Origin of the sequence: Undibacterium sp. Di26W (genome assembly GCF_049340265.1) — a bacterium.
Taxonomy (GTDB): Bacteria; Pseudomonadota; Gammaproteobacteria; order Burkholderiales; family Burkholderiaceae_D; genus Undibacterium.
The window spans coordinates 1-14,608 of the sequence record NZ_JBMPOR010000047.1; the positions used below are offsets into that span (position 1 = coordinate 1).

Consider the following 14,608-nt stretch of genomic DNA (forward strand, 5'->3'; position numbering starts at 1 on the left):
ATGAACTCCACACCTTTAGTGTCATGCCCCAGCGGTGGGTGGTGGAACGCTCTTTTGCCTGGCTTGAGAAATGCCATCGCCTTTGGAAAAACTGTGAGCGACAATTGAATACCAGCTTGCAATTCGTTAATTTGGCATTCCTCGCTCTGCTATTGCGGCGGGGGTGATCAAAAAAGATCTCGAACAGGTTCTAAGAAAGCCAGAGGAATGAATTGCAAGCGCGTGTTTAGCCAACGCTCGCAGTTCTTCCATAATCCAGCCAGGCAAAGCCGCATTCGACGATCTGTACTGTTACCACCTCACCCAGTATCTCTTGTGAGTTTGGTACGTCGGCGCATGCTGTGTAGTAACGGTTCTATCTCTGCAAATTTCTCGCGACTTATGTCATTGGCATATTTTTTTTCATAAGATCGTCAACACGTTCTTATACATATAGAATGCCCTGCATATTCTTTTTGCGATAGGAAAACCCATGTTGAGAGTAGCGATGCTGTTGATAGCCCTGATCCCCGGTTTTGTGCTGGCGGCCGGTGAAGAACAATGGTTATTGCAGCTAGATCGCTGGGGCAATCGCTCTTACCAGGCCATGACCCTGAAAGCGGCAGGCAATGCCATCAGCGGGCAACTCGATGGTGACAGCCTGACCGGCACCCGCAGTGCGGGCAGTATTAGCTTTAGTGTGACGGACAAGGATAAAGCCAGCTACACCTACAGCGGCACGGCTGCCCAGGATGCGATGCAGGGTGTGGCAGACTTTCCCGATACGAACAATCCACAGGCCAGGGCCAGCCATACTTTCAGTGCCCGCCGGCTGCCTGAGCGCCCTGCGGGGCCGGCGCGCGTCTATGACTTCCAGCCAACAGACTATTCGAATGAATTCAGCCCCCATCGCTTGCCGGTGCTGACGGTTTGGCCTGGTGATTCGGTACGCACCAAGACCATCGATTCTGGCGGCGTCGATGAACATGGTGTCACCAAAGCTTTGTATGGCAACCCGCAGACTGGTCCATTTTATGTGGCCACGGCCGAGCCGGGCGATACCCTGGTAATCCATCTGAAACGCCTGCGCCTGAACCGTGATTATGCCGACAGCCTGGACAGCATCGTCGGCAGGGCAATGGGGCCTGGCTTGGCAGCCAAAGCCAGCAATCTGGGCAAGCCGGTGCGCTGGAAGCTGGATCGTCAACGTGGTCTCGCCAGCCCGGAACAGCCGACCGAAGGCTTGCGTATGCTGAGCCTGCCGGTCCGGCCCATGCTGGGTGGCCTGGCAGTGGCACCTGGCGATGGTTCACCACCCATTTCTACCGGCGACACCGGCCGTTTTGGCGGCAATATGGATTTTAATGAAGTGGTTGAAGGCAATACCGTCTACCTGCCGGTGCAGCAGCCAGGGGCCCTGCTGTACCTGGGCGATGCCCATGCCTTGCAAGGCGATGGCGAGACCTCACAATATGCGCTGGAAACCTCGATGGACGTGGAATTTAGCGTCGAGGTCATCAAAGGCAAATCAGTCGCGACACCCAGGGTAGAGTCACCCACGCAGATCATGGTGCTGGGGCAGGCCGGTTCACTGGACGATGCCCTGCGGGTCGCCACCAACGGCATGGTGCAGTGGCTGCAACAGGATTATGGACTCAGCCTGTCTGAATGCGCCCAGCTATTTGGCAGCGCCCTCCATTTCAGTATTCCCAATCTGGCCGGGCGCAGTGTCGGTGTGGCAGCGAAACTCGACAAGACCGTGCTGGCAACTTTGCGTCGCAAGTAAATCAACAACAGGCGATACCTGATAGCCTGGGTTGATTTTTTGCCCTGACATGATCTGACCGGACTATGCTGATCAAACAGCAAGACCTAAAGCGCATTCATGAACGCCTTGCGTATCTGCCGCCCGCATTTGACTGAGGCGGCATAGGCACCGGTGTTCTTGTTGTGGCGCGACACGATGCCGTAGTATTTTCTGTCAGGCGAAACCCAGGGGTAGAAACCCCATTTACCAGGGCTGGAATAGGCATCGATACTGCCCTTTCCCTGTTCGGATTCTACCCAGTGGTTATAGGAATACGTCCAGGGTTCGTTCAGCACCAGGATGGGTGAATACGCCACTTTGCCGGGGCAGGCTGATGGCAGTGTACATACGGCCTGGTCACCCAGGTAGCGACCGATTTCCAATTCCTGTTTCATGATTTTTTTCAGAAAAAGGGCGTAGTCAGTGGCGCTGCCCATCATGCCACCAGCCATCAGCGGGTCTAGCGGTGCCATGTTGAAACCCTTGCTGAGTCCCATGGTGTTTTGGTATTCCGTATCGAGCTGGGCGGCAGTAAAATTACCCAGGCCCATATCAACGCTGGCCAGTTTCTGGTCATGTCCACCGTCATAATCAAACAGATTGACGGTAGTGGGATCAGGCTGGCTGGTCTTGCCGCTGGTGCGATCCATACCGGCGATAAAGCAGCCATTGATCGTTATTTTGCCTACGCAAGCGTCATCATCCAGGCCGGTATAGCCAGACATAAAACGCAGGCCATTGCTGAGTGAGGTATTGCTATGTACCTGATCTATGCCTTTCTTTTCCAGCACATAGGCACCAAATATCCACTTTGATGCAGACGCGATATTGAAATACGTCGTTGCCGTGACACTGCCAGCACCTTGCGAGCCGGATGCCACTGGCGTGCTATCCGTCGCATTGCCGATTTCCCAGTAAAAATCACCGAGCTTGTCAACGCTGCACAGCGGATCTGTGCTGGCAGCCGTTTTGGCGGCAGCAATCGCGGCAGCAATGTGGGGGCTGACGCTGGTGGTGCCACCTGTCGCACCAGTCGTACCAGTTGTGCTTGTTGTGCCGGTATTGCCGGTGGTGCCCGTTGTACCCGCTGCTGCAGGTGGTGCAGGTGGTGCAGCGGTGTTGCTACTGCCAGATCCGCCGCCGCAGGCGCTCAGCAGGCTGCTGGCAGTCGCCATGGCAGCGACGGTCAGCACGGAAGAAAAAGAAGGGTAGGTCATGGTCATCTCCAGTAGAAACAAAAGCGTGGGTGAAATCTTGTAGCTACTGTAATCAGCAATTCTGTAATTTTGATGGAAGCAGTCACCGTAATCAGCACTATGGCAAAATGAAGGTAAATTCTTTGTTACTACTTGTTTCAACGCCCATGAATCCTGCGACCCAAGTCCTGTTTGTCGAAGACGATCCCATGATCGCCCGTACCTTGAGCATGGGTTTGCGTTATGAGGGTTTTGTACTCAGTCATGCGGCCAGCATCGCTGCGGCCATGCAGTTTCTGCAACAGCAGGCATTTGAATTGATACTGTTGGATGTCGGCCTGCCCGATGGTGACGGCATCGTCTTGTGTCGCCAATTGCGTGAACTGCATCCTGATACACCCATACTGATGTTGTCAGCGCGGTCTGATGAAAGTGCTGTGGTCGCCAGCATAGAGGGCGGGGCGGATGATTACATACGCAAGCCCTGTGGCTTGCGTGAAGTCAGCGCCCGCATGCGCCGCTTGTTGACGCGTCGCCCGTCAGATACTGCAAGCCGCACAGTGATTTGCTTTGGCACCATCCAGATGGATATTCAGCGTCGTACCGCGCATGCTGCCGGTACGTCACTGCAACTTGGCAAGAAAGAATATGATGTACTGATGTTGCTGGTGCGTGCCAACGGTGATGCCATTACGCGTCAACAGATACTGGATCAGTTTGAAGACAGCAATATCATTTACGACCGCACTATCGATTCGCACCTCAGTCATTTGCGTCGCAAATTGAAAGATGCTGGTGCCGTCGAGCGTATCGTCGCCATTTATGGCGTAGGTTATAAACTGGAGTCTGCATGAGTCGTCCCCTGTGGTTACGTTTTTTGGTGATCAGCCTATTTTTCTCCGTGGTGTTGAGCCAGGTTTATTTGTGGATGATCAGGGAAGTGACAACCCGGCCCGGTGATGAAGTACAGCGCAGCATGTACCTGTTCATCGCCCGTATCGTCGAAGGCCACGACTATGCCGAGGGCTTGCGCAGGGTGCAGACGTATCGCAGCGAATCACCGGCCATCCAGCTGGAAATGTGGGTAGTCAATGCGGATAATCAGGTGCTGGCCAGCAGCGTCGCCGGGGAAAAACCACCCACCAGTTTGCTGGAACGTAAAAAGCCGGATGCCATTCATGAAGTAACGGCGCGCGGGCGTTTTTTTTCGGGTAATGCGGCTTCTGCAGTCGTACGTCTGCAGGCATCGGAGCCGGTTTATCTGTTGATTCACAATCCTGGTACCCCAGCCCGGGGTGCTTTCCAGACCATGGTCATCTTGTTTGTACTGACCCTGGTCGCCGCCATTTTGTTGGGGCTGTTATTGTTGACCCTGTATCTGCGTGGCCGTTCTGCCGAAGCACGACAGGTTATCCAAAGCATGGAAGCAGGCGATTTGACGGCGCGGTTTACATCTGGCCGGCTGGATGCTATCGGTGGCTTGATGCAGCACTTTAATGTCATGGCCGATGAAATACAGCGCCTGGTGATGCAATTGCAGGCAATCGAAAAAACGCGGCGTGAATTATTGCAGGAACTGGGGCATGATTTGCGCACCCCGCTGACCAGTCTGCGCACGGCGATTGATACCCTGACCGTGCATGGCGATGACATGGAACAGCAGGAGCGGCAGGAATTTTTCAACGTCGTCACCAGCGAGCTGGATTATTTTACCCGCCTGATTGATGATCTGTTCTTTATCGCCAATATTGATGAACCGCGTTACCGTAACCAGGCCGCCAGCCTGGATCTGTGCGACTTGCTGAAAGCCGAAACCGGGCATGCAGTGCATACCCAGCAGCAGACTGAAGCAGCCATCGCTTTTGAATTGCAGATCGATGCCAACTGCGCACAGGCTGGCTATATCAATGGCGATACCTATCTTATATCCCGGCTTTTGCGCAATGTGTTTGACAATGCCGCCCGGTATGCACAAAGCAGGGTACGCATACGGCTGCAGACTGTCGCCGACACGCTGGAACTGGTGGTGGAAGACGATGGCCCCGGCATCTCTACAGACGGTATTTCGCGCTTCGGACAAAGGCGCGATACACGGCTGATGTTTGCCGGCTTACCCAGCAGGCAATCCGGCATTTCCCTCGGGCTGGGCTCGGTCATCATCAAGACCATTATCGAACTGCACGGCGGCCACGTCGAAATAGGCAATGGCGAGGCCCGCAGCGAATTTCCTGGCGCGCGGCTGACGCTGGTTTTTCCAAAACGCTAGTGTCGTGTTGCAAGCAGAGTGCAGCCCTACGCCAGGACCGTCAATATTGATGACTGACAGTGCGTTTTGTATTCGTTGCTGAAACATGTTCTGTGTTGGCTGATGAAGTACGTTCCGTATTCGCGGATGAGGTACGTTCCGTGTTGGCCAATGATTGATTTGCAAGTATCGGTTTCAGTTGCGTATCAGTAATCCGGAAGTTTTCTCTCTTGTCGCCCATCAGGGCGCGCAAGTCCTTGATGCTGAGGCCGCTGATTTCATGCATGCTGATCATCAGCGATGCCCCGATAGGCAGGCGGTGATGACGGATTTTGCTGATCACCGGTGGTGCCACTTCCAATAGGCGGGACAAGGCCGCGTCGTTTTTTAAATGCAGACGTTTTATCAAAGCATCAAATAAATGATTGGGATCGTACTTGAACTTGTCTGATTTCAGATTGATTAAATTTACCATTTTTCTTCCTTCACATTTGAGAGTGTAAACAGGCAGTTTTGACCCGATGCTCATTCATGTTTATTAAGAAAACATGAAATAATGTATAGAAGATTAATGAAGAATTAATGACCTGTATGTGCGATAACTAACATAGCAACCAGGCCTTAATCTGTAGTTGTCAATGTGCCAGTTGTCAATGTAGCAGTTATCAATGTGGCAGTTATCAATTCATTACCAGCAAACTCAATGCGTGTCGGACTGTGGCATCGTCCATCGCCAGTAAATTGTCACCCACATACCATTCAAACATGCATTGTCCTGGCAGGGCCGTGTGGACGGCATTATTGAATAACCATATTCCGTGTTCTTGCGCGATGCGGTTGCGGATGGTGATGGCGGTTTCCCGGTCAACGGGCAGATACAGATGCAGCATATTGCATTGTGGCAGGGCCGGATTGGTCTTGAGTGAGGGGTAATCGCGCAAGGTTTCAAACAGCCATTGCGTGCGGGCAAAGCAGGCGGGTAGGGCGGCCAGCCTGTCATCAAACTGCATGGCTGCCGACACCACATAAGGGCTGCGCCGGAAGATACTGCCGCCTTGCCTGTGCATCCACACTTTTGCCCTGGCGATGAATTCTGCCTTGCCCAGTAACATGGCACCGCCCAGTCCGCCTATACCTTTGTAGAACGAGACATAGGCAGTTTCAAATCCACGTGCGACATCGGCCAGGCTGCGCCCGTATCCGGCGGCGGCTTCCCACAGACGGGCACCATCCATATGCAGGTGGATGTCGTTTTCAAGACACCAGGATTTGATGGCTTCCAGTTCTTCCCACGGCGGCAATTGTCCGCCGATTTCTCGCATCGGCAATTCATATTGTGCCGCTGCCAGTTTTTCCGGCACGGCTTGCAAGTCTTTCAGTAACCAGGGGCGGTGCGGGTTGCCGATCTGCAGTGCATTGAAATGCTGTAGCAACTGGTAATTGCTTTTTTCATGTACCAGGATATGTGAGCTGGCATGCAGGGCGACCAGATCGCTGCCTCTTTCTTCGCAGGCCAGTCGCAAGGCAGTGGCCTGGGTCATGGTACCGGTCATGCAGAACAAGCCGGCTTCCATGCCCAGCAATGTGGCGACTTTTTGTTCAAATGCCTGTACTAGTTCACCTTCGCCATAGCTGTCATGCTGGACCTGATGTTGCTCGCACCAGGCTGCCATGCGGGCAAAAGTCTGGGCCGGGGTTTGGTACTGATGGCCGGGAAGTGTGGTGTGGCAGCTCAGGCGCAAGGCCAGAATGTCGGCGTCGGTCAAGATGAGGTCTCCCGCAATTTATTAATTGATGCACAGTATTTGATGCACGGTATTTGATGCAGCATACGCGATGCAAAATGTTTCAATCCAACATGAGTATGCCACGCCAGCAAGGCTACTTGTGAGATAAAATCTGGCCATCAACTATTCATCAACTCTTTCAGAGTTTGCCCCGCTTATGTCATCTCAATCAGTGAATGCCAACAGTCCTGCCAGTTTCATTACACCGTATGAAGCCGGCAACCAAAACCAGACCACCAGCTGGCAAGACTGCATCGCGTTTTATCAACACCTGGCGGCGCAGTTTCCTGCCGTGCTGCAGTTTTCGCAAATTGGTGTATCCGACGGCGGCCGCCCGATTCATGCTGGCGTGGTGACTGCCGATGGCGTGTTTGACCGTGACCGCATCCGGCAAGAACAGCGTCCTGTTTTTTTCAATAACAATGGCATCCATCCGGGCGAGCCGGAAGGCATTGATGCCTGCATGGCTCTGGTGCGTGATTTCTGCACGCAGCCTGAACGTCTGGCGGCATTGGGGCAAACCGTCTTTTTGTTTGTCCCTGTATATAACGTCGATGGCAGTGTGAACCGCCAGAAAACCTCGCGCGTGAACCAGGATGGGCCAGAACAATTCGGTTTTCGTGGCAATAGCCAGCACCTGGATCTGAACCGCGACTTCATCAAATGCGATAGCGAAAATGCCCAGGTATTCAACCGCTTCTTCAGCGAATGGAGCCCGGATGTCATGGTCGATACCCATACCTCGAATGGTGCAGATTATCATTACACCATGACCCTGATACAAACCCAGGCCGACAAGCTGGGCTATGGGCTGGGACCATTCTTGCGCGATACCATGTTGCCAGCCATTTATGCCGACATGCAACAGCGTGGCTGGCCCACCTGCCCGTATGTGAATCCGGTCCAGGACAGTCCAGATCACGGCATAGAAGATTTTCTGGAAACGCCACGTTTTTCCACCGGCTATGCTGCCCTGCATCACACCATTGGTTTCATGCCCGAAACCCATATGCTGAAACCTTTTGCCGACCGCTATGCATCCATGCGGGCGCTGGTGGAAAGCGTATTGGCCTTCACCGTCGCCCATGCTGCGCAGATACAAAATTTGCGCGCCAGGGCACGTCAGGCAGCCAGTGAGTCACAACAGGTGGCTGTGCACTGGGCAGCAGATCACAGCCGGCAGTCACAGTTTTTATTCAAGGGTTATAAGGCCGTATATATCCCCAGTATATTAGGCAACTACCAGCGCCTGGCGTATGACCGCAGCCAGCCGTGGGAAAAGCCGATTGCTTATTATGATCGCTTCATTGCCGACATCAGCGTGCAACAGGCAAAAGCTTACCTGATACCGCAAGCCTGGCGTGCCGTGATCGAGCGCCTGCAATGGAATGGTGTGCAGATGCATAGGCTGGAACAAGACAGCAGCCTGCAGGCCGAGGTGTATCAGATACTTTCCGTTACATCACGCCCGCATGCGTATGAAGGCCACCTGTTTCATGATGAGGTGAAATTGCAGGCGGTGACGTGCAACGTGGCAGCGCATGCCGGTGATTATGTGGTGCCGCTGGATCAGGATAAAGCCCGTTACATCGTCGAAACCCTGGAGCCTCAGGCGCATGACAGCTTCTTCCGTTGGGGTTTTTTCAATAGCGTGCTGGAAAAAAAGGAAGCCTATTCCGACTATGTGTTTGAAGACACTGCCAGTGAGATTCTTGCCACCGAGCCTGCGGTAAAACAGGCGTTTGAGCAATGGAAATTGGCCAACCCTGGCTTGCTTGACAACCAACAAGCCGTGCTGGATTTTATTTTCCAGGCTTGCCAGCGCTTCCATGAACCAGAATGGTGCCGTTACCCCGTGTTGCGTCTGACGGCATAAATGCTTGAAATTTGTTACAACTTTTACAGAATCATAATAGAATCTTCATCAGCATTACCCTCGTTTCTTAACCCACGAAGTTAAATGGAAGGTGAATCAACATGTCTAAGCTGCTTGAGTACTTGAATACGCTGGATAAAGATAGTGCTGCACTTGCAGCGCACAGAAGTGATCCAGCCGCTGCCATGGGCAGTTTTGGTCTGACGAGTGAAGAGCAAGCTGCCGTTATCGCTGGTGACAAAGAGGCAGTTGCCGGATTGCTGGGGATTTCTTCTGACGACCTTCCAGCTCTTGATTCGATTGAATATTAATAACGTAGTTGAAACAATTCTCCGGTATAAGCGATGATTTCAGGCTTGAAGTTAAAATTTTTCACGGCCATCTTGCTTGTTACCGGACTATGCGCAAGTGTGCCAGCTGCTGCACGCGAATCTGATAGCGTGGATGGAATGCTGACCCAATTGGCGCAGGAAATCAGAAATGCGCCCGATGTCGTATCCACCACGATCAGCCGTTTAAACGAACTGGAACCAACGTTTAGCGAAGCACAAAGAAACCGCTTTTACTTGCTTTCTGCTTCCGCGTATGGCTACAAAGGTCGCCATAAAGAACGTGTCGAACTGGTCGAATCACGTTTGAGTTTTGTCAAAGACCCCGATTTTCGCGTGCGTTTTTTATATCAGTTATCTTCTGGTTATACCAGCCTGGGTGAGTATGAAAAAGCATTGGTGGCCATCAATGAAAGCATCATCCTGCTGCCAAAATTAACGAATCAGATTGCCAAGGTGGACACACTGCAGGCAGCGATTACCTTGCTTAATTCCCTGCGCGCCTATGACGAGGCACTGGTCTATGCCGACCGCATGTTGGCATTGGATGTTGATCTCGACAAAAGTAGCTCAAGGTGCGTAGGCATGGGGGACCTGGTGGAAATCAACTTCCTGAAAGGTGAGCGACAAAAAGCAAGATCACTTTTGCCAGAAGCCATTTCAATTTGTGAATCCCAGGGGCGAAATTTTTTCGCGCTTTTGTTGCAGACGCTGGCCTGCATAGACCTGATTGATTCTGGCAATTATCAACAGGGTAAAGGTGCCGGTCTGGCCTTGTTGACCGAATTTTCCAAAACCACCCAAAGTTCGGATTACCTGACCATGCTGGAAGAAGCAATGGCTCGCGCCTTTCTGCATACCGATAACCTGGAACAGGCCGAACGTTATGGCCTGCAAGCCTACCAGCATGCCAAATCTGGCAGTGCCGTTCAGATCATGGAAAAAACCGCCGAGACCATGGCCAGCATCAAGCGTGCACAGGGGCAATTTGCCGGTTCACTGGAATATTTTGAAACGGCACTGGCATTGAAAAACCGTGTTCTGGATGACCAGTTGCATAAAAACCTGGCTTTCCAGCGCGTTAAATTTGATACCCAGGATAAAGCCAATCAATTGAGCCTGCTGGAACAGAAAAATAAAATTCTCGCCGTTGAGCGTGAGCTGGAAAAGAAAAGTAACCAGAATTTATGGCTGGTCATCATCCTCGTCGTCATCATCATGGTGTTGATGATTTTGTGGTTGATCAAGACCCTGCAACAGAAAAACCAGTTCCGTGAATTCTCGCAGACAGATGGCTTGACCCAGGCTGCCAATCGCATGCATTTCATGACCTCATCGAATGAGGCCTTCAAAATGCGTACCGGCAGCATGAGCATCATTTTGTTTGATATGGATTTGTTCAAGAATATTAATGATTCTTTTGGCCACGCCACCGGCGACTGGGTGCTGAAGAATGTATGCGAAACCATCAAGACCCATTTGCGCAAAGAAGATTTGTTCGGGCGTCTGGGTGGTGAAGAGTTTGGTATCTGCATGCCCGATTCCAATCAGTCATCTGCCTTGCAACTGGCAGAACGTTGTCGCATGGCTATCGCCATGATAGATACCGAACCCAGCGGTTATCGTTTCCCGCTGTCGGCCAGTTTTGGTATTGCCACAGTAGACAGTAACGGCTTATCAAGCTTTGAGTCCACACTGGAAGCGGCAGACAAGGCTTTGTACAATTCCAAGGCAGAAGGGCGTAACTGCGTGACGGTGTATCGATAGTTATCCGCAATATCAAACGTTAAAAATTGTAAAAAATAGGCGATTTGCTGTTTGAAAAAGTGGTATAGAATTCTTGCTGACGATGTCGCCACATGCTTTGTCCGGCACGGAAAATAGTAGTCCTGGCGCCTGGATTTTTTGTATGCTTCAGATGCAAATAAATGCGGCTCTGATACATGCTTACAAAAGGAAGCCGCAACAGGCGACCTGTGATGTTGGTTTATCGGTTGATGAGCAAGCGGTTTTGTTGAAGCAGGACAGAAAAGAGATTTCTGCTTTCCTGGATATCCCGTTCAAGGATTTCGATTTATTGGATACGACAGGAATTCCTTTGGTAGCAGGATGCGTTTTGAGGAAGAGGCCGTTGCTGCCTGATGACAGTTCTGTTGTTTTCTTTCACTGAAGAAAAGCTGCAAAGAAAATAGTCAAAAAAATGAGCGAGGCAGAAGCTGCTTGCTTTGCTCATGGTAGTTCAATCCCTATGTGGCGATGCACAAAGTTAAAGTCTATGACAAATCAAACTCAAGGTTCACTGGTCTGTGTGGGTACCGGCATGCGTATGGGAGGGCAATTAACGCCCATCGCGCAAAGCTATATTGAAACTTTCGATATCGTGATTGCCGCCATACCAAATGTCTTCGCCCGCAAATGGTTGCAAGGTGTGGCCAAGGAATATGTCTGTCTCAACGATCATTACGACGACACCAAAGTGGACGGCAAGACCCGCCGCGACACCTATCGCCGCATGGCCGACACCATCTTGAAAGAAGTCAGGGCGGGCAAGAAAGTGTGCGCCGCTTTTTATGGACACCCTGGCATTTTTGCCTGTATCTCGCATATGGCAATCGCCGAGGCACGGGCGGAAGGCTTTGAAGCACATATGGAACCCGGCATTTCAGCACTGGATTGTCTGGTAGCAGACCTGGGCATAGACCCCGCCAACAATGGCATGCAATCCATGGAAAGCACGCAGTTCATGATTTATCAAAAACAGATAGACCCGTCGGCGCTGCTGATTTTATGGCAGATAGGCATCGCCGGTGATCTGAGCCTGAAGCGTTTTGACACCGAACCAGCGCACTTGCAGATCGTGGTGGATAAACTGAGCCGCAGCTATCCACTCGATCATGAAGTGATACTGTATGAAGCCGCAACCGACCCGCTGGAAAAAACCCGCATGGAAAAACTGCGCCTGCGTGATTTGCCACAGGCAGCTTTCCGGCAAGTCACGACCCTGGTGATACCGCCGGCAAAAGCGATGGAAAAAGACCTGCCCGTGATTGAGCAGTTGAACGCACTGGCAGCACAAAGAAATCAGGTGCAACAGGTGCAGGTGCCTTGATCAGGCAGAAACTGGACGGGGAGACAAGTTTCCATGGTTAATTATTTCCGTGTGGAAATTTTCGTAAATCATTTAACAAATTTCGCTAAAAAATACTTTCCGGGTTACAAATATCTGCTTTCAATTTGATTTGCTCTTATTTAGAATTGGTCGCAGAAGACAAAATGGTTTGTCGACATGTTGGGGGATCCTATGAAACAAATGCTTAAGAACACAATTATTGGTCTGGCTTTGGCCGGTGGTTTGTCAGTCGCTTACGCTGAAGGCGTGGACACTACTGTCGATGGCATTTTCACTGCCTTGACCAGCAGCTCCAACCTGCAGGCAACTGTAGACAGCCTGGTTGCCAGCGGCGCCAATCCACAATCCATCGTTTCCGTAGCGGCGGCTGCCGGTATCCCTCTGGATACCGTCAAGGATTTGCAGGTCTGCAGCAATTCTGCACCTGATGCGACCGTATTGAGTGCTTCCTGCCTCAGGCAGCGCAGCGTGGTGACTGCCTATGCAGCAGGCGTCAATGATCCGATGAAATACCTGCCAGCAACTGCTGCCGGCAAGCGTCAAAGCAAAGACGTTACCAAAACCAACTAAGCAAACTTAGCAAACCAAGCAAACCAAGTTTTTGCTGGATATAAAAAAGGCAGGCATGTTGAACATGTCTGCCTTTTGTCGTTCTGCGCCTGTGACGGGCATGAATAGCAATTCAGCTTTTCTTCCGTAGTGGCACCAGCAATTCGCCCAGATTATTGTGGTCGATCTCGTACATCAATTCCAGCAGGCGGCCTATCTCCCCCTTGGGGAAACCTTCGCGCGCAAACCAGCCCAGATAATGGCCGGGCAAGTCGGCAATGACGGTGTCCTTGTATTTGCCATAGGGCATCTTGAAACTCAACAGGCGTTGCAGATCATCAGCTTGCATGGGTTTCATCCGTCCTGACCCTTAATCGTCACATTAGTTATCAAATTAATCATCGGATTGTTTGACCACTGTTTCCGGTGTTGTCACCGGCGTGGCAGCCTGGGTTGCGGGCGTGGATGCAGGTGCCGTGACGGTTTTCTTGTCTTCTTCAGTGTCTGGCATGTAAGGCACGCTGTCGAGGTAACGTTCTAACAGTTCAAAGAATTGTTCATAGAATTGGCCCGTAGGTATGGTTTCGCTGGCGACCTTGACCAGGGCATCATCAGTAGAGCCAAAGGGCAGCGATACCGAACCGATGGCGCTGACACCGATACTGGCCGAGGTATTGCTTTTCTTTAAAGAGTAACGGTCGCGTATGGCATTCGCAAATACAGTAGTGCTATTGCTGCCCTTGCTGTCCGCCACGCAGACGACATTGAATTCGATCTCTGCATGCACGTCCGCATCCGGCTGGTATTTTCTGCGGCCCTTGAGGACAGAAGGTTTCCAGTCGCTGATGACATAACCCTGGCTCAGCAGGGCACGGCGGGCTGATTCGCAGGCAGTTTTTTCGCTACCGGGAAAGCTGCGGGTAAATACGCCAGTGGCACCAAATTCTTCATGCTGGATACCAGCATGTTTGCCGGTGCTGGTACAGGCACTCAGTAGGGTCAGGGACAGTACGACAGGTATTAATACAAAGCGGTGGATCATCTTGATTTCTTTTTTTTTGTTTCATTTACAGCATTAGGAGTACGGGGGGGCGGGGACCACGCGGATAGCGGCAGCAAGCCAGCATGTCGGTATCAGGCCAATGCTTCTTTGGCGGCTTCTTCCGGGCTGAGGCCATCAAAGAATAAGTCGGTGAACCATTCGATCTGTTCTTCTATGTGATCTTGCGCCTGATGCACAGTGGCACCACCGGCAACCAGAAAACCTTCCACTTCCGTACACCAGGCAATCAGCGCCTCGGTTTCCGGGTCTAGTTCATTTTTTTTAGCCATGATGTGTCTTTCTTGCAATTCCAGCAAATCGCTGCATAAGCAGCATTTTAACTTGCCAGCCTGTTAGAGGTGTTACCACTTGATTACCAACTATGCCAGATGATTAAGACATAACGCGGCTGGGTGGGATTTGGGTGACAGGGTGAGGGAAAATTAAAGACCGGAAAGCTCAACACAGAGACACAGAGTTATCACAGAGGGGCACAGAGAAAATCTTTTGAGTCTTGCCTCTGCTAAAAGTTGCCTGTGGATGTAGTGGTCAAGTATTTTCGGACACTGGGATAGGTTCTTTTTCTGCCATTTTTTGCTCATAGACACTGGGTGGCAGATTGCCCAGGGCAGAATGCAAGCGAACGTTGTTGTAAAAGCCCACAATAT

15 protein-coding genes and 1 pseudogene are annotated in these 14,608 nt (G+C 51.6%); 10 read left to right on the forward strand and 6 right to left on the reverse strand.

The window, feature by feature from the left end:
• Positions 1 to 167 (forward strand): transposase (locus tag ACO0LM_RS28345; protein ID WP_423036372.1); only part of this gene is annotated, 167 nt, incomplete at its 5' end.
• A 305-nt stretch (positions 168 to 472) separates the two neighbouring features.
• Positions 473 to 1,765, forward strand: coding sequence for an acetamidase/formamidase family protein (locus tag ACO0LM_RS28350; protein WP_423042252.1), 1,293 nt, complete (start codon positions 473 to 475; stop codon positions 1,763 to 1,765).
• Between the two features lie 86 nt (positions 1,766 to 1,851).
• Here the strand turns inward: ACO0LM_RS28350 and ACO0LM_RS28355 are convergent, their stop codons facing one another.
• Positions 1,852 to 3,003: a hypothetical protein gene (locus ACO0LM_RS28355; RefSeq protein ID WP_423042254.1), complete on the reverse strand. Its 1,152-nt coding sequence runs from the start codon at positions 3,001 to 3,003 to the stop codon at positions 1,852 to 1,854.
• A 146-nt stretch (positions 3,004 to 3,149) separates the two neighbouring features.
• Here ACO0LM_RS28355 and ACO0LM_RS28360 point away from each other — a divergent pair, with 146 nt between their 5' ends.
• Together ACO0LM_RS28360 and ACO0LM_RS28365 are read left to right on the forward strand one after the other, a co-directional pair.
• On the forward strand, positions 3,150 to 3,836 hold the full coding sequence (locus ACO0LM_RS28360) for a response regulator transcription factor (RefSeq protein ID WP_423042256.1): 687 nt from the start codon (positions 3,150 to 3,152) through the stop codon (positions 3,834 to 3,836).
• Positions 3,833 to 5,248: an ATP-binding protein gene (locus tag ACO0LM_RS28365; protein WP_423042258.1), complete on the forward strand. Its 1,416-nt coding sequence runs from the start codon at positions 3,833 to 3,835 to the stop codon at positions 5,246 to 5,248. Before ACO0LM_RS28360 ends, ACO0LM_RS28365 begins: the two co-directional genes overlap by 4 nt.
• Before the next feature lie 169 nt (positions 5,249 to 5,417).
• Here ACO0LM_RS28365 and ACO0LM_RS28370 read toward each other — a convergent pair.
• Positions 5,418 to 5,702 (reverse strand): annotated as a pseudogene (locus tag ACO0LM_RS28370) (hypothetical protein); the annotation flags it as partial.
• A 205-nt stretch (positions 5,703 to 5,907) separates the two neighbouring features.
• A complete protein-coding gene (locus tag ACO0LM_RS28375) occupies positions 5,908 to 6,993 on the reverse strand; it encodes a threonine aldolase family protein (RefSeq protein WP_423042260.1) in 1,086 nt (361 codons plus the stop codon).
• A 178-nt stretch (positions 6,994 to 7,171) separates the two neighbouring features.
• Here ACO0LM_RS28375 and ACO0LM_RS28380 point away from each other — a divergent pair, with 178 nt between their 5' ends.
• The 6 genes from ACO0LM_RS28380 (at position 7,172) to ACO0LM_RS28405 (ending at position 12,919) form a co-directional block, all read left to right on the forward strand.
• A complete protein-coding gene (locus ACO0LM_RS28380) occupies positions 7,172 to 8,890 on the forward strand; it encodes a M14 family zinc carboxypeptidase (protein WP_423042262.1) in 1,719 nt (572 codons plus the stop codon).
• A 101-nt stretch (positions 8,891 to 8,991) separates the two neighbouring features.
• The gene (locus ACO0LM_RS28385) at positions 8,992 to 9,201 is read left to right on the forward strand and encodes a hypothetical protein (protein WP_423042264.1); all 210 of its coding nucleotides are present in this window, start codon (positions 8,992 to 8,994) and stop codon (positions 9,199 to 9,201) included.
• Between the two features lie 45 nt (positions 9,202 to 9,246).
• Positions 9,247 to 10,986, forward strand: coding sequence for a diguanylate cyclase (locus tag ACO0LM_RS28390; RefSeq protein WP_423042266.1), 1,740 nt, complete (start codon positions 9,247 to 9,249; stop codon positions 10,984 to 10,986).
• Between the two features lie 142 nt (positions 10,987 to 11,128).
• A complete protein-coding gene (locus ACO0LM_RS28395) occupies positions 11,129 to 11,389 on the forward strand; it encodes a hypothetical protein (protein ID WP_423042268.1) in 261 nt (86 codons plus the stop codon).
• Between the two features lie 105 nt (positions 11,390 to 11,494).
• A complete protein-coding gene (locus ACO0LM_RS28400; protein ID WP_423042270.1) occupies positions 11,495 to 12,328 on the forward strand; it encodes an SAM-dependent methyltransferase in 834 nt (277 codons plus the stop codon).
• A 192-nt stretch (positions 12,329 to 12,520) separates the two neighbouring features.
• The gene (locus tag ACO0LM_RS28405) at positions 12,521 to 12,919 is read left to right on the forward strand and encodes a hypothetical protein (RefSeq protein WP_423042272.1); all 399 of its coding nucleotides are present in this window, start codon (positions 12,521 to 12,523) and stop codon (positions 12,917 to 12,919) included.
• 112 nt (positions 12,920 to 13,031) lie between these two features.
• Here the strand turns inward: ACO0LM_RS28405 and ACO0LM_RS28410 are convergent, their stop codons facing one another.
• The 3 genes from ACO0LM_RS28410 to ACO0LM_RS28420 all read right to left on the reverse strand — a co-directional run bounded on the left by ACO0LM_RS28410 (position 13,032) and on the right by ACO0LM_RS28420 (position 14,230).
• Positions 13,032 to 13,247: a DUF3820 family protein gene (locus tag ACO0LM_RS28410; RefSeq protein ID WP_423042274.1), complete on the reverse strand. Its 216-nt coding sequence runs from the start codon at positions 13,245 to 13,247 to the stop codon at positions 13,032 to 13,034.
• A gap of 45 nt (positions 13,248 to 13,292) precedes the next feature.
• On the reverse strand, positions 13,293 to 13,940 hold the full coding sequence (locus ACO0LM_RS28415) for a DUF2242 domain-containing protein (protein WP_423042276.1): 648 nt from the start codon (positions 13,938 to 13,940) through the stop codon (positions 13,293 to 13,295).
• Positions 13,941 to 14,032: 92 nt separating this feature from the next.
• The gene (locus ACO0LM_RS28420; RefSeq protein ID WP_422974851.1) at positions 14,033 to 14,230 is read right to left on the reverse strand and encodes a hypothetical protein; all 198 of its coding nucleotides are present in this window, start codon (positions 14,228 to 14,230) and stop codon (positions 14,033 to 14,035) included.
• Between the last annotated feature and the right edge of the window lie 378 nt (positions 14,231 to 14,608).

Excerpts from the sequence above, each read along its gene's own strand:
- ACO0LM_RS28400 (WP_423042270.1), top strand. The coding sequence starts at position 11,495 with ATGACAAATCAAACTCAAGGTTCACTGGTCTGTGTGGGTACCGGCATG.
- ACO0LM_RS28395 (WP_423042268.1), top strand. The coding sequence starts at position 11,129 with ATGCTTCAGATGCAAATAAATGCGGCTCTGATACATGCTTACAAAAGG.
- ACO0LM_RS28355 (WP_423042254.1), bottom strand. The coding sequence starts at position 3,003 with ATGACCTACCCTTCTTTTTCTTCCGTGCTGACCGTCGCTGCCATGGCG.
- ACO0LM_RS28385 (WP_423042264.1), top strand. The coding sequence starts at position 8,992 with ATGTCTAAGCTGCTTGAGTACTTGAATACGCTGGATAAAGATAGTGCT.
- ACO0LM_RS28415 (WP_423042276.1), bottom strand. The coding sequence starts at position 13,940 with ATGATCCACCGCTTTGTATTAATACCTGTCGTACTGTCCCTGACCCTA.
- ACO0LM_RS28360 (WP_423042256.1), top strand. The coding sequence starts at position 3,150 with ATGAATCCTGCGACCCAAGTCCTGTTTGTCGAAGACGATCCCATGATC.
- ACO0LM_RS28410 (WP_423042274.1), bottom strand. The coding sequence starts at position 13,247 with ATGCAAGCTGATGATCTGCAACGCCTGTTGAGTTTCAAGATGCCCTAT.
- ACO0LM_RS28350 (WP_423042252.1), top strand. The coding sequence starts at position 473 with ATGTTGAGAGTAGCGATGCTGTTGATAGCCCTGATCCCCGGTTTTGTG.
- ACO0LM_RS28420 (WP_422974851.1), bottom strand. The coding sequence starts at position 14,230 with ATGGCTAAAAAAAATGAACTAGACCCGGAAACCGAGGCGCTGATTGCC.
- ACO0LM_RS28380 (WP_423042262.1), top strand. The coding sequence starts at position 7,172 with ATGTCATCTCAATCAGTGAATGCCAACAGTCCTGCCAGTTTCATTACA.
- ACO0LM_RS28405 (WP_423042272.1), top strand. The coding sequence starts at position 12,521 with ATGAAACAAATGCTTAAGAACACAATTATTGGTCTGGCTTTGGCCGGT.
- ACO0LM_RS28365 (WP_423042258.1), top strand. The coding sequence starts at position 3,833 with ATGAGTCGTCCCCTGTGGTTACGTTTTTTGGTGATCAGCCTATTTTTC.